At 63.6% G+C, this 14,124-nt stretch carries 11 protein-coding genes; 6 read left to right on the plus strand and 5 right to left on the minus strand.

The window, feature by feature from the left end; all coding sequences use genetic code 11:
• Positions 1 to 79 precede the first annotated feature (79 nt).
• The 3 genes from OXH56_13975 to argG all read right to left on the minus strand — a co-directional run bounded on the left by OXH56_13975 (position 80) and on the right by argG (position 3,442).
• Positions 80 to 1,666, minus strand: coding sequence for a M14 family metallopeptidase (locus OXH56_13975; protein ID MCY3556417.1), 1,587 nt, complete (start codon positions 1,664 to 1,666; stop codon positions 80 to 82).
• A gap of 20 nt (positions 1,667 to 1,686) precedes the next feature.
• Positions 1,687 to 2,109 (minus strand): VOC family protein, encoded by a 423-nt coding sequence (locus tag OXH56_13980; GenBank protein MCY3556418.1) that lies wholly within the window; start codon positions 2,107 to 2,109, stop codon positions 1,687 to 1,689.
• Between the two features lie 88 nt (positions 2,110 to 2,197).
• Positions 2,198 to 3,442: an argininosuccinate synthase gene (gene argG / locus OXH56_13985; protein ID MCY3556419.1), complete on the minus strand. Its 1,245-nt coding sequence runs from the start codon at positions 3,440 to 3,442 to the stop codon at positions 2,198 to 2,200.
• A gap of 288 nt (positions 3,443 to 3,730) precedes the next feature.
• On the opposite strand from argG, the gene OXH56_13990 reads away from it, so the two are divergent.
• The 6 genes from OXH56_13990 to OXH56_14015 all read left to right on the plus strand — a co-directional run bounded on the left by OXH56_13990 (position 3,731) and on the right by OXH56_14015 (position 12,147).
• Positions 3,731 to 6,652 carry a 2-oxoglutarate dehydrogenase E1 component gene (locus tag OXH56_13990; protein ID MCY3556420.1) on the plus strand — a complete coding sequence of 974 codons (2,922 nt, stop codon included), beginning with the start codon at positions 3,731 to 3,733 and terminating at the stop codon, positions 6,650 to 6,652.
• Positions 6,653 to 6,824: 172 nt separating this feature from the next.
• Positions 6,825 to 8,207, plus strand: a complete 1,383-nt coding sequence (gene odhB, locus OXH56_13995) for a 2-oxoglutarate dehydrogenase complex dihydrolipoyllysine-residue succinyltransferase (protein MCY3556421.1) — start codon at positions 6,825 to 6,827, stop codon at positions 8,205 to 8,207.
• A gap of 50 nt (positions 8,208 to 8,257) precedes the next feature.
• Positions 8,258 to 8,689 carry an NfeD family protein gene (locus OXH56_14000; GenBank protein MCY3556422.1) on the plus strand — a complete coding sequence of 144 codons (432 nt, stop codon included), beginning with the start codon at positions 8,258 to 8,260 and terminating at the stop codon, positions 8,687 to 8,689.
• Between the two features lie 72 nt (positions 8,690 to 8,761).
• On the plus strand, positions 8,762 to 9,706 hold the full coding sequence (locus tag OXH56_14005) for a paraslipin (protein ID MCY3556423.1): 945 nt from the start codon (positions 8,762 to 8,764) through the stop codon (positions 9,704 to 9,706).
• A 9-nt stretch (positions 9,707 to 9,715) separates the two neighbouring features.
• Complete coding sequence (locus OXH56_14010) at positions 9,716 to 10,909, plus strand: hypothetical protein (GenBank protein ID MCY3556424.1); 1,194 nt, start codon at positions 9,716 to 9,718, stop codon at positions 10,907 to 10,909.
• Between the two features lie 38 nt (positions 10,910 to 10,947).
• On the plus strand, positions 10,948 to 12,147 hold the full coding sequence (locus OXH56_14015) for a hypothetical protein (protein MCY3556425.1): 1,200 nt from the start codon (positions 10,948 to 10,950) through the stop codon (positions 12,145 to 12,147).
• 67 nt (positions 12,148 to 12,214) lie between these two features.
• Here OXH56_14015 and OXH56_14020 read toward each other — a convergent pair whose 3' ends face one another.
• Entirely contained in the window at positions 12,215 to 13,705 is a 1,491-nt protein-coding gene (locus tag OXH56_14020) for a CUAEP/CCAEP-tail radical SAM protein (protein ID MCY3556426.1), read from the minus strand.
• Between the two features lie 46 nt (positions 13,706 to 13,751).
• Complete coding sequence (locus OXH56_14025) at positions 13,752 to 14,027, minus strand: oxidative damage protection protein (protein MCY3556427.1); 276 nt, start codon at positions 14,025 to 14,027, stop codon at positions 13,752 to 13,754.
• Positions 14,028 to 14,124 lie beyond the last annotated feature (97 nt).

The raw sequence follows: 14,124 nt of genomic DNA on the forward strand, positions 1-14,124 counted from the left end.
TAGATTCAGGGCCGTCGCGGGCCCTTCCGAGCAGCTAAGGGTCGGCCGCCTATGGGTCGGATGCCTATGGGTCGGCCGGTTATGGGTCGGCCGGTTCGCGCAGTATGGGATAGTGTTCCGCGCCTTCGAGCACATCGTCCAACAGCGCCCAAGCGACCAGGCCGTCGTCAGACCGGGGTTCCAGCAGGTAGTATACCAGCCTGCCCAGCTTCTGATCGACGGGTACGACCAGCGTGCCGGGTTCCAGCGTGTGGACCACGGGTTCGTAGACGCCCGACAGGGTCCGTTCGTGTCTACCCTGGAAGGGCCGTTCGGCGGCCTGCGAAACGTCTATCCTGAACCGCTCCAGCGCCAGTTCGCGCGGACCGGAGAGTTCCTCGTACCAGATGCCGTGGGCATCCAGCCGTTCGATCACGGTGGACAGGGAGGGAGGTACGAAATACGTCCGGGGCGCACGCTCCGTCTCCGTCGCGGAGAATGTCCCGTACTCGTACATCGAAGTCGGTTTCAGGACTTCCTTCCGGAGATACATGACCTCGCCTGTGTAGGGGTTGCGCATCTCGTCGACTTCACCAAGCAGGATTTCCACCGGTTCACCGGACCGGGCGAATGCGGAACGGACGGCCAGGTCCCGGCCCACGACCGATTCCAGGTCCACGGTCTCCAGGGTCTCGCGTATCGAAGACGCGTTCCGGTGGGCGAAGTGGACGTTTTCCTTCACGAAGGCCAGTGTGGCCATGATGCGGTCTTCGAAGGACGCGTAGGCATAGGCTTCACTCAGTATGGCGATACGGTTCCGGAGTCCCACGTAGTTGTTGTTGAACCGGGGCCGGTGATCGAAGGTGTACCACCCCGGTTCACGGGCCGACCCGGCCCGGGGCACGTTGCCGTAGTAGTAGAACTCCCACCCGTAAGCCTCCCGGACGGTGGCTCGCACTTCGGGCAGCCACCGATCCCGCATCAGTTCGATGATCCGGCGGTCGGTATTGGGGTTGAGCGGCGGCGAGTAGGTAAGGTGGTAGCCGTGGACGGTGCCGTTCGTGGTGTGGAGATCGATCAGCACGTGGGGATCGTATTCGTTCATGAGCCAGACCAGGGACCGCGCCTCGGGGGAGTCCAGCTTCATGTGATCGCGGTTCAGGTCGAAACCCTGGACGTTCGGCCGCTGCCCCATGCCCCCCACGGGTCCATGCTGGCGCGGGCGGTTGTACAGGCTGATCCGCTCGTTGCCGTCGGCATTGTAGATCGGCGCCATCATCAGCACCAGGGAATCGGCCCAGTCCGCATACGCTCCGGAGGCCAGTTCCCGGATCAGCATGAGCAGGGCTTCCTTGCCGCACACCTCACCGGCGTGGATGTTCGCCTGGACGAACACCCTCGTTTTGCTGGTCCGGGCGACTTCCGCCGCGGATGCGTCCCAGACGTCGCCGAAGACGAGCAGGGGCAGGGTACGGCCTTCCGTCGTGTAGCCGAATTCGGTCAGGTGGAGCCGGTCGGATGCGAGCACGGCGGCCCGGAGGTAGGACATGACCTCCGCGTACCGGGTCGTCTCGTCGTAATCGGAGAACTCGGCGCGCGTCTGGAGCTCGGATACGTCATATTCCTGGGCAATGGCGGGGCAAGCGGCCGCCACGACCAGGGCGAGGGTGGCGAAGATTCGGTACATCGGGTCTCTGCGTTGCTTGATCAATGTTCCTGGAAGAACTCGATCACCTCGCCGCACGGACCTTTGAAGAAGGCGACGGTTACTTCCAGTCCTCCCAGATTGACCTCTTTCGGTTCGATCGTCACTTCGTATCCATGGGACCGGACGTGTTCGATCGCGGTCCGCGCATCCGTCGTGGCCAGCGCGATGTGGGTGACCGGGTCATTGGGCGAGGGACCGCCGGGCAATGGGGTATCCGCTGTGGGCTGGAACAGTTCGATGTGACTGCCATCCCCGGCGTCGAGGAGCAGGATCCGCCGCTCAGCGGGGCCGAACTCCGCCACGGGTTGCATGCCCAGGACCTCCTGGTACAGCCGAAGCGATGCGTTCCAGTCCCGCGTCTGGACGGCCACGTGATGGGTTCCGCATCCGGGAACCAGTTGGTTTCTGTTGCCTACCGGCATGAATGTAGTCTCCAGGTTTTCAGCGTGCGTGGTCTTCAACGTACGTGGTTCGGTCTACCGCGCGGGTCCGTCTGCCGTGTGGTTCGGCCTACCGCGTCTGTCTGGTCTGACCGCATGATTTGAGCGCCCGTGCGCTGACGCCCAGCACGCCCAGGAATCCCTCGGAATCCTTGTGGTCGAAATCACCCACACCTTCCATGGAAGCCGTCGTCTCGGAATAGAGCGAGTTGGGGACGTCCTCGGCCGACACGAAGGACACGCCGCCTTTGTACAGATCGACGTGAATGGTCCCCGTTGCGAGCCGGTTGAACACGTCGACGGATGCCCGCAGCGCCTGGGTGGCGGGATCGTACCAGTACCCCTGGTAGATCTGCTCCGCGATGACTGCCGAGGCCTGGTCGAAGGAACGACGTGCGCGGCGGTCGAGAATGAGCTGCAGCAGGAACTCGTAGCACTGACCGAGGAGCGTCATGGCCGGCGACTCGTAAACGCCCCGGCTCTTGATGCCCACGAAGCGGTTTTCCACCGTGTGGATCCCGATCCCGACGCCGTTTCTGCCGCCGATCCGGTTGGCCGTCTCGATGGCCGACAGCGGCGTCGCCGGGTCTCCGTTTACCCGGACCGGCACGCCTTGTTCGAAGCGGACGGTAAACCGTTCGGACGCATCGGGCGCTTCCCTGGGATGGACGCCCATGCCGGGCGTGATGAAACCGGCCGGGGTCTCGAGCGACTCGAGGCGGCCGGCCTCGTGGGTCAACCCGAGGATGTTCGCGTCCGTGGAATAGGGTTTCTCGTGGGAAGCCTGTATCGGCAACGCCCGGTCTTCACAGAAGTCGATCATTTCCTTTCGTCCGGGAAAATCGTCCAGGAAAGCCTGGTCCCTCCAGGGGGCGTAGACCTCGACCGCAGGGTCGATCATGTTGGCCACGAGCTGGAACCTGACCTGGTCGTTTCCGCGGCCGGTCGCGCCGTGGGAGAGGATATCGATGCCGCGCTTCTTGAGCTCGGGCAGCAGGGAACGCACGGTGATGTGACGGGCGATGCCGGTCGTATTCCAGTAGCTCCCTTCGTACATGGCCTGACACTGGATGACCTCGATCCCGGCCTGCGCCAATTCATCCTTCGCATCTACGATTACGGAGTCCTTCGCGCCGCACCGCATCATGCGTTCGGCGACGTAGTCGATGCGTTCTTCATCCGGCTGGCCCAGGTCGGCGGTCACGCAGACCACGTCCACGTCGTGGTCCGCAAGCCACCGGGTGACGGTACAACTGTCCAGGCCGCCCGATACCGCGGCACCGACGGTCCTGCCCTTCAATCCACTCAGGTCCATGAAGTCGAAACTCCCCGAAGCAACCGGTTAACAAGGATTAAGATCAAAATCTGGAAGTAATGCATACGCAAGTTAAAAGTCAAGGCACTAATAGGGGAAAAGGACCTTCATCCGGCGCTTCAGCGCCCACCCGGAATGCCTACAATTCATTTGCCTTTCCCCGGTGGCGCCTCTATCTTCGTAGGCGGGTTGAAACGGCGATGAACCGGAGTCGAGGACGTCGTCGCCAGGCATTGATTCGTTGCCCGCCAGCCACGTCGAAATCAGTCGCCCGTGGGAGGATTCGAGTTGGATCTCTTGCGCGAGTTCCATGGCCCAAACGCCGGTTACGTGATCGCGTTGTACGAGCAATACCTCGAAGATCCCGAGTCTGTGGACGCGGCAACCCGCGCGCTGTTCTCCCGCCTTGCAGTTGACCTGGACGGAGATCCCGCGGCCAGCCCGACCAGGCCGGCCGGCGATTCCGCGCCCGGCCCGTCTGGCACCACCGGCACCGTTAGTTCCGCCAGCGCCGACGGCAACGCCAGTCCGGCCGATATCGATCAGATCGTCTTCATCGCCAATCTCGCCCAGAACGTCCGCGAGTACGGACATCTCGGCGCCCATCTGGACCCCCTGGCCGATCCCAGGTACTTCCCCTATTCCGTCTTCGCGACCGAGGACGACGCCGCGCTGGGCGACCCACTGACGGAGCTCGAACTGCAGGCGCAGGGCGTGACGGAAGAGACGATGCGCAGTCTGCCCTCCTCCCTGATCGGCGGTCCGGTGGGCCAGCAGTGCGGCAACGCTTCCGAGGCTCTTAAGAAACTCAAGCGCGTCTATTCCGCCACCACCGGTTACGACTATATGCACATCGAGGTCCCCGGAGAGCGGGAATGGCTGCAGGAGGCGGCGGAAACGGGGCGGTTCAGACCCTCGGAGGACGACGACAGCGCAATGGCCATCCTGGACCGTCTCACCGAGGTAGAAGTCTTCGAGCAGTTCCTGCACCGGACTTTCCCCGGAAAGACCCGGTTCTCCATCGAAGGCCTGGATACCATGATCCTCATCCTGGACGGGGTGATCGGCGAGGCCGCGGAGAACAACACCTGCAATATCCTGATCGGCATGGCCCACCGGGGCCGGCTCAATGTGCTGGCCCACATCCTGCACAAACCCTATGAACACATTCTGGCCGAATTCAGGGACCCGGTGCAGCGGGTCAACAAGACCGGCAACGACACGGGCTGGACCGGCGACGTGAAGTACCACAGCGGCGCCCAGCGCAGATACCAGGACCAGCAGGGCAAGGAAGTGGATCTGCATATCCACCTCGCGCCGAATCCCAGCCACCTGGAAGCGGTCAACCCGGTGCTCGAGGGCATGGCCCGCGCCGCGGGGACGATCGTCAACCTGCCGGGGGACGTCCGGCCGCTGCCCGAACGGAACCTGCCCATCCTGATCCACGGCGACGCGGCCTTTTCGGGCCAGGGCGTCGTCGCGGAGACCTTTACGCTTTATCGCATTCCGGGTTTCAGGACGGGCGGCACGATACACCTCATCACCAACAACCAGCTCGGATACACCACGCCGTCGGAACAGTCCCGAAGCACACTGTACGCCAGCGACATCGCCCGGGGATTCGAAATCCCGATCATCCATGTGAATGCCGACGACCCGGTGGCCTGCCTGGAGGCTGCCCGCATCGCCTACGCATACCGCGTCAAGTTCCGCAAGGACTTCCTGATCGACCTGATCGGGTACCGACGCCACGGCCACAACGAGGGAGACGACCCTTCGCTCACCCATCCGAGTCTCTACCGGCGGATCGACGCCCATCCAACGGTCAGGAAGCTGTGGGCCGACCGGCTCGTGGCGGAGGGCCGGATCGAAGCGGGGAAGCCGGAGAAATGGGTCGCCGGCCACATGGAGACCATGCAGACGATGCTGGATGAACTGAAACCCGAGGAAGTGCTCGAGGTGCCCTACTACAAACCGCCTCGATCCGGCACCGCGAAGCGAGCGCGCTCTTCTGTTTCAATGCGGCGTCTGAAGAACCTGAACAAGGCGCTGTGGACGTTTCCGGATCAGTTCACCCTGCATCCCAGGCTCAAGCGGGTGATCGAACGCCGGCAGCGGGCGCTGGACGACGTGGACGCCCGGAAAATCGACTGGGCCCATGCCGAGACCCTGGCCTTCGCCTCCATCGTCGAGGATGGCGTGCCGGTCCGCTTAACGGGCCAGGACGTGGAGCGAGGGACCTTCAGCCAGCGGCACAACGTGCTGCACGACTACGAGACCGACCGGGCCTGGACGCCGTTGCGGCGGCTGCCTCAGGCGAACGCCTCCTTCGAGACGCGGAACACGCCGCTGACCGAATACGCCGCGTTGGGATTCGAGTACGGATACAGCATCCAGGCGCCGGAGCGGTTCGTACTCTGGGAAGCCCAGTACGGGGACTTCGTGGACGGCGCCCAGATCATCATCGACGAATTCCTCGTCTCCGGACGCGCCAAGTGGGGGCAGACCTCGTCCCTGACCATCCTGCTCCCCCACGGATTCGAAGGGCAGGGGCCTGATCACTCCAGCGGGCTGATGGAACGATTCCTGTCCTTCGGCGCCGATTTCAACATCCGCATCGCCAACTGCACTACGGCGGCCCAGTATTTCCATCTGCTGAGGCGGCAGTCCCGGCTGCTCGAATCCGACCCGCTGCCCCTCATCATTATGACGCCCAAGAGCCTGTTGCGTCATCCCGACGTGGCCTCTTCCGCCCGTGAGCTGGCCGAAGGGAAATGGATGCCGATTATAGAAGACGAGCGCGCGGAGGAACATCCCGATAAGATCCGGAGACTGGTGTTCTGCAGCGGCAAGGTGTACGTCGACCTTATGAACGACGAGCTGTGGGAAAGCGCAACCCATGCCGCGGTCGTTCGTATTGAACAGCTCTATCCGGTGGCGGAGGACCAGGTGGCCGGGATCATCGGGCAGTTTCCCGGGCTGGAGGAAGTCGTCTGGCTCCAGGAAGAACCGGAGAACATGGGCGCCTGGGACTACATCCGCAAGGTCCTGGAGACGGTCCTGGATGGCCGGTGCCCGGTCTACCGCGTATCCCGACCGCCGAGTGCGGTGCCCTCGGAAGGTTCGACGGCCATTCACAACCACAACCAGCGGAATCTGGTTAAAATGGCCTTTGCCATGGGGGCGTCGGGTAATATCGAGATGCATTGACAGATCGCCGCGTCCGGCGCATTTTGTACGATTCGGGCGTGCGTTCGGAATCTTGAGCATGCTGGCTCAGGGCAGCCCCGCCAGTCTGGTCTGGCAGGGTCTGAATCGCGGTTGTCCTGTTCGGCGATTGAAGCGAACGTTTGCATTTGAAGTGAAGACCCGGAGAGTGTGAATGGCCATCGATATCACCGTGCCGCAACTGGGTGAATCCATCGTAGAGGCTACCGTCGTCCAATGGTTCAAGCAGGAAGGTGACCCGGTTACGACCGGCGAACCCCTCCTGGAGCTTGAGACGGAGAAAGTCACCCTCGAGGTGAACGCCAATGACAGCGGCGTGCTGGCCCGTATCGAACGTGCCGCGGGCGAGGACGTCCGCATCGGCGACTTGCTCGGTGTGCTGGATGATAGCGAAGTAACGGCAGGCGCGGACGCAACCGTCGCCGCCGCTGCCGAGGCGGCAGCGGCGGACACGCCAGTCGCTTCAGCGGGCGAATCCGTTTCCGTGGATGAAACAGAAACCGCGGATATGTCCCCTGAACCCGCCCGGGAAGCGCCAGGCCCGTCCGAAGCGGTCTCCGACGACCGGGTCACGCCTGTGGCTCGGCGCATGGCGGAGGAAGCGGGGATTTCCCTGACGGACGTGGAAGGGACCGGGATGGGCGGCCGGATCCGCAGGGAAGACGTGGAACGGGCGGTGGCGGCGCGAAAAGAACAGAACATTGCCGCGCAGACTACGTCGACCGGCGAAGAACCGGCTGAACCGAAGACTCGCGCGGCCGAACCCACGGCGCGCTTGGACGAACCGACGACTCGCGCGGCTGAACCGCCGGCGCGTGCGGCCGGACAGGCCGGTGACGACCGGGAAGAAATCGTGCCCATGTCCCGGCGCCGGCGCACCATCGCCAGCCGGCTCGTGGAGGCGCAGCAGACCGCGGCGATGCTGACGACCTTCAACGAGATCGACATGAGCACGGTGATGACGATACGCCGCAGGAACCGGGAGGCCTTCGAGGAACGGCACGGCGTGCGGCTGGGATTCATGTCTTTCTTCGTCAAGGCCGTGATCGGGGCGCTCAGGGATTTCCCCGAACTCAATGGCGAGATTCGCGGGGACGCGATCGTCAGGAAGCACTACTACGACATCGGGATTGCGGTGGGCGCCGAAGACGGACTCGTGGTGCCGGTCCTGCGGGACGCGGACCGCATGTCATTCGCCGAGATCGAAAGCAATATCAGACAGTACGCGGCTAAGGCGGGCGAGGGCAAATTGTCGCTCGAGGACCTGCGCGGCGGCACCTTCACGATCACGAACGGCGGAGTTTTCGGTTCGATGCTGAGCACGCCCATCCTGAACCCGCCGCAGGTCGGCATACTGGGGTTGCACCGAATCGACGACCGGCCCGTTGCCGTCGACGGAGAGGTCGTGATCAGACCCATGATGTACGTGGCGCTGAGCTACGACCACCGGATCATCGACGGACGGGAAGCCGTGCAGTTCCTGGCCAGGGTCAAGTCCTTGATCGAGGTGCCCGCGGCTTTGCTGCTCGAAGTGTGACGTTCTTTACGACGTTCTGTCAGCGATTCACCTGATTCCAGGAGGAACTGATGGCGTGGTGGGTCTGGATTGTTGGCGGCGTGTTGCTCTGCCTGGCCGAGATGGCCACGCCCGGCGCCTTCTACCTGCTGTTCTTCGGCGTCGCCGCGCTCGTGGTCGGCGTGCTGGCCTGGGTGGGACTGGTGGAAACGACCTGGGTTCAGTTTCTACTGTTTTCGGTCGTCTCCATCGCCTCGCTCGTCCTGTTCCGTCGGATGCTGACCGAAAAACTGAATCCCGATGAGCCCGCCACGAAGATCAACACTTTGGAGGGCGAATCAGCAACCGCCCTCGAGGACATCCCGGCCCAGGGCACCGGCAAGGTGGAAGTGCGCGGCACGAACTGGAACGCCGTGAACAAGGGAGACACACTTATCGAAAAGGGACAGGCCTGCGTTGTCGAACGTGTTGAAGGCGTCTCACTCTGGGTAAGGAGCGCGTAAACTCAACCCGGATGGCGTCGAGGGGTTTCTAACGACCTCGCCCGTCTCTAATCGCGCTGGAAGGAATCTGTAATGGAAACCTTGATTGTAACCATCGTCGTCGCGATCGCCGCGATCATATTCCTGAGAAACCTGATCATCGTCGTGCCGCAGCAGGAAGCCCGCGTCATCGAAAGGCTGGGGAAGTACAGCAAGACGCTAAATGCCGGTTTCTACATCCTGCTGCCCTTCGTGGACCGGGTGGCTTATCGGCACACGCTGAAGGAACAGTCCATCGACATCCCGGAACAGCTCTGCATCACGCGGGACAACGTCCAGGTCGGCGTGGACGGGGTCCTCTACATGCAGGTGCTGGACGCGGAGCGGGCCTCCTACGGCATAGCCGATTACGACCTGGCCATCACGCAGCTCGCCCAGACGACCCTGAGAAGCGAGGTCGGCAAGATCGATCTGGACAAGACCTTCGAAGAGCGCGGCGCCATCAACTTTGCCGTTGTCAGCGAACTGGACAAGGCGTCCGATCCCTGGGGCGTCAAGGTCCTGCGGTACGAAATCAGCAATATCAGTCCGCCGCGGGACGTCCTGGAAGCCATGGAGAAGCAGATGCGGGCGGAACGGGAGAAGCGTGCGGCCATCCTGAATTCGGAGGGGCTGCGCGACTCCAACATCAACCAGGCCGAGGGCGAGAAGCAGAAGGTCATCAAGGAATCCGAGGCCACGAAGCAGCAGCAGATCAACGAGGCCGAGGGCGAGGCCCAGGCCATTCTCACCGTCGCCAACGCCACGGCCGAGGGCGTCCGGGCCATCGCGGGCGCCATCAAGTCGGATGGTGGCGACGAGGCCGTGCAGCTGCGGGTGGCCGAGCAGTACATCGAGACCTTCGGCAACCTGGCCAAGTCGGGCAACAGCCTGATCATTCCGTCCAATCTCAGTGACGTCAGTTCCATCATCGCGTCGGCCATGTCCGTGATCAAGCACGACCGGACCGCGGACAACGGCGATCGGGGGCGCGTCTAGCTCACGACCATGCCCAACCGACCGAAGATCGCCGCGATCACGACCATCTACCACCCGTACGCCCACACACAGCATATCGTGGACCGCTTTCTGGAGGGGTACGGCTGGGCCGGACGGCACCACCACCCGCCTATGGACCTGGTATCCCTGTACGTGGACCAGGTGCGGGAGAACGATCTCAGCAGGGACCGGGCCGCTCGGTTCCCCGGGATGAAGATCTACCCCACGGTCGCCGAAGCCCTCACCCTGGGCGGGGATGCTCTGCAGGTGGACGGCGTCCTCCTGGTGGGCGAGCACGGCGAGTATCCGGCCAACGAGAAGGGGCAGCGCCTCTATCCGCGCTACGAACTGTTCCGCGAGATCGTGGAGGTCTACGAGACCAGCGGCCGTTCCGCGCCGATCTTCAACGACAAGCACCTGTCATGGAACTGGGATTGGGCCCGGGAGATGTACGATACGTCGCGGCGGCTGGGGTTTGCTTTCATGGCGGGGTCCAGCCTGCCGGTCACCTGGCGGACACCCTCGGTCGACATGCCCCTGCACGCCGAGGTAGAGGAGGCCGTGTGCGTGTGCTACGGCGGGGTCGACAGCTACGACTTCCACGGCCTGGAGACCCTGCAGTGCATGGTCGAACGGCGCAGTGGCGGAGAAACGGGCGTAGCCTGGCTCCACGCCCGGCGCGGCGAGGCCTTCTGGGAAGCCTACCACGAGGAAGCGTGGTCCCGCGAACTCTTCGAAGCGGCGCTCTGCCGCAGCCATACGCTGAAACCCTCCCGCGACGGCTTCAACCATATCTTCCCGACCATCAACGAGATGAAGCGGATGGTGGAAGATCCGGTGGCCTACACCTACGAGCACCGCGACGGGCTCCGGTGCACCATGATCCTCTTCAACGGACTGGTGGAGGACTTCAACTTCGCGGCGCGTATCGCAGGACGGAGCGACCCGCTGTCGACGCAGATGTACCTGCCCATGCCGCCCGCGCGCACCTCGCTGGCCAACTTCTTCTCGCCGCAGGTCAACAACGTGGAGCAGATGTTCCTCACCGGCGAGGCCGCCTATCCCGTGGAAAGGACCCTGCTGACGACAGGCCTCACCGCGGCCGGGGTCGACAGCCTGCACGAGGGACAGGTACGCCTCGAAACGCCTCATCTCGACGTGGCCTACCCGGCGCCCGAAAACTCCACTTTCTGGAGATATTGACATTCTGGAGTTACTGACTTACAGGAGATACTGACACTATGTCCAGGCGGCTTGCCGTCATCAGTTCCATCTACACCTATCTGTCTCACTCCCAGCACTTCGCGGACCGGTTCCTCGTGGGCTATCCGCGGTCCGGCCGCTGGCACCGGCCGGACGTGGAAGTGGTGTCGCTCTACGTCGACCAGCGGCCCGAAGGAGACCAGAGTACCGGCCGCGCCCGCGAGTTCGGCTTCGAGGTCTATCCAACCATCGCCGAAGCGCTGCGGTGCGGCGGGGATACGCTGGCGGTGGACGGGATCCTGATCATCTGCGAACACGGCGACTATCCGGACAACGAAAAAGGACAGAAGCTCTACCCGCGCTACGAGATGTTCAAGGCCTGCGTCGAGGTGTTCGAACAGGACGGCCGCGCGGTGCCGGTCTACAACGACAAGAACCTGTCCTATAGCTTCGACCGGGGCCTGGAAATGGTGGCCGATTCTAATCGACTCGGCTTCCCCGTACTCGCGGGCTCGAGCCTGCCCGTCACCTGGCGGCTGCCCGACCTGGAACTCCCGCTGGAATGCGACATCGAGGAAGCGTTGATGGTGGGCGTCGGCGGGTCGGACGCCATGGACTATCACGCCCTCGAAGCCATGCAGTGCATGATCGAGCGGCGCAGGGGCGGAGAGACGGGGGTCAGGGCGGTTCAGATGATCGTGGGCGACGCCGTGTGGGAGGCCGGCGAGCAGGGACGCTATTCGAAGGAACTGCTGGGATCGGCGCTGTCCCGCTGCGACAGTCCGAAGGGGCTGCCCGAAAAGGACGGCCGTACCCAGGACCTGCTGGGCACGGGCGAGTTGCAACGGCTCGCCACTGAGCCGGCCGCCTACTTCATCGAACATGTGGATGGACTGCAGACCACGCTGCTCATGCTCAACGGCGCCATAGGGGACTACTGTTTCGCCGCCCGCCTGAAGGACGAACCCGCGCCGCAGTCGACCCAGTTCTTCCTGCCGCCCACGCCTCCGGTCACCTATTCCGCCTGCCTGGTGGCGAAGATCGACGAGATGTTCGAGACCGGGGTTTCCCCGATCCCGGTGGAACGGACGCTCACCGTATGCGGCATCCTCGACCACTGTCTCACGTCGAAGCAGCGGGGCGGCGTCCGACTGGAGACGCCCGATCACCGCGTGCAATACCGGGCGCCGGACCGGCCGCAGCACTGCGGCGCCGCGCAGGACGGGTACACTTCCTGAGTCAGCGTTTACAAAGTTTAGATGACGATTAGATGAACGAGCCTTTCCGGCTCGCTGTAGGCTCCGCTCAGCAGAACCAGGCCTCGGTCAGCCTGGGGACGCGCCGCCTTTTGAGCGGGATGTCGTGAGAAGGCTGCTCCGCGGGTGCCTCGTCGCCCGCCGCTTCCGCCGCCAGGCACCTGATCCGGTGGAACACGCGGCGGTTGTCCCTCTCCTCTCCCGACGCGTCGGCTTCCTCCACGAGACTGGAAACCTTTTGATGCAGGCGGTCCATGCGCGCATCGCCGTGGCGCCACGCATAGGTGAACCCCGCTTCATCCAGCGCTCCAATCCATGACCGGGTATCCGGCTCATCCAGCAGGGCCGACCCCGGTGGTACGAGCAGGCGGATGGTATACTGCACCGGGTCGATGTGGTCGACCAGGTCGTGGACTTCGACGAAATCCAGCAGATCCAGGTAGTCGTCCAGGGTCGCCCAGGGCGTGAAGGCCACCAGCGAGGGCCGCATGGGCAGGCCCGCGTCCCGCAGGATGGCGAGGGCCCGGACGATGTCGTCGCGGGTGTGTCCTTTCCTGAGACGCTCCAGCACCAGGTCGCTGACCGACTCCACGGCCGATACGACGAAGATGCCGCCCAGGTCACGGGCCTCCGGGAAAAAGGATGGGTGCCGGAGGATGTGTTCGATCTTGGTGGTGAAATCGAAGGTGAGGCCGGGGTGGGCGTCGCTCATCCTGCGCAGGATACGCAGGACGTGGGTGGGGCCGTTCAGGAAATCCGGGTCCCCGAAGGTGATGTGCCGGGCTCCCATGCGCACCTGCTGGTCCACGTCGGCGAGCACCACGTCGGCGGGCACGGCGAAGAACCGGCCGTTGTACACCGGCGTGATCGGGCAGTGCAGGCAGGTATGCAGGCAGCCGCGCGTGGTCTCGGTGTACCCGGCCGGAAGTGATTCAATGCCGTTGTCCAACTGGGCGTAACGCTTCAGCCCAGGCAGCGTATCGCGATCCGGGACCAGCCATTCCTGGCGGGCGAGATGCGGGGCGCCGGCCGCACCGCCGGCCGCACCGCCGGTCGATGCGGGATCCGCGTCCGATGCGTGATCGCCGTCTGATGACGGATCCCGGGCCGATGCAGGATCCCCGGCCTTAGGGAGTTCTCCGGTCGCCGCTGACGATTCGCCGTCGCACAGCTTCCCGACCAGGTCGCAAAGCGGCTGCTCGAACTCGGCGCCGATTACCGAGTCGGCCCCGTGGGACAGGAGATACTCGGCGTTCAGCGTGGCATAGAGTCCGTAGAAGCAGAGATGCGCGCCGGGGTTGAGGATCCGAATGCGGCGCGACAGGTCCATCCCGACCCGCATGGCCGTGTGCATGGGCACCGAAATGCCGATGAAGCCGGCCCGGCGGACGATATCCTCCGGGACCGGTTCGATCGCGGCGTCGACGACAGAGACGTTATATCCTACGGACTTCATGCGAGCGGCGGGGGAGGCCAGGCTGAAGGGCTGATGGCCCAGTTCATAGCAGGAGATGAGCAGGATATCATCGTCACGCTTCATGATGAAACCACGGGCGGCGACGGCTGCGGTGACGGCGGCGGCCGGTTTATTTCGTCTGAGGGGGACGGTATCCCGGCGGCATTTCGGCGCCTTCTCCAAAGAAGAACTCTTCCAGGTGCCGGTCGTAGACTTCCTGGCCCTCGGTCGTGGCGAGATTCAGGCGGTACTCGTTGATCACCATGACCGAATAGTTGATCCACATCTGCCAGGCCTGTTTGGAAATGTTATCGTAGATGCGCTGGCCGAGTTCGTTGGGGAAGGGGACGAAATCGAGTCCTTCGAGTTCCTCTTTGAGCTTGGCGCAGTGGACCATGCGGGCCATGCCGGGCCTCCTCGTAACGGGCGTAGTCTTCGCTGATCAATGACCGGATAGTATTGCTTGCGTTACAACACAGGCTATATACCCGCCCGCCCGAGGT

The sequence above is a fragment of the Gemmatimonadota bacterium genome (assembly GCA_026702745.1).
In the GTDB taxonomy this organism is placed as follows: Bacteria; JAAXHH01; JAAXHH01; order JAAXHH01; family JAAXHH01; genus JAAXHH01.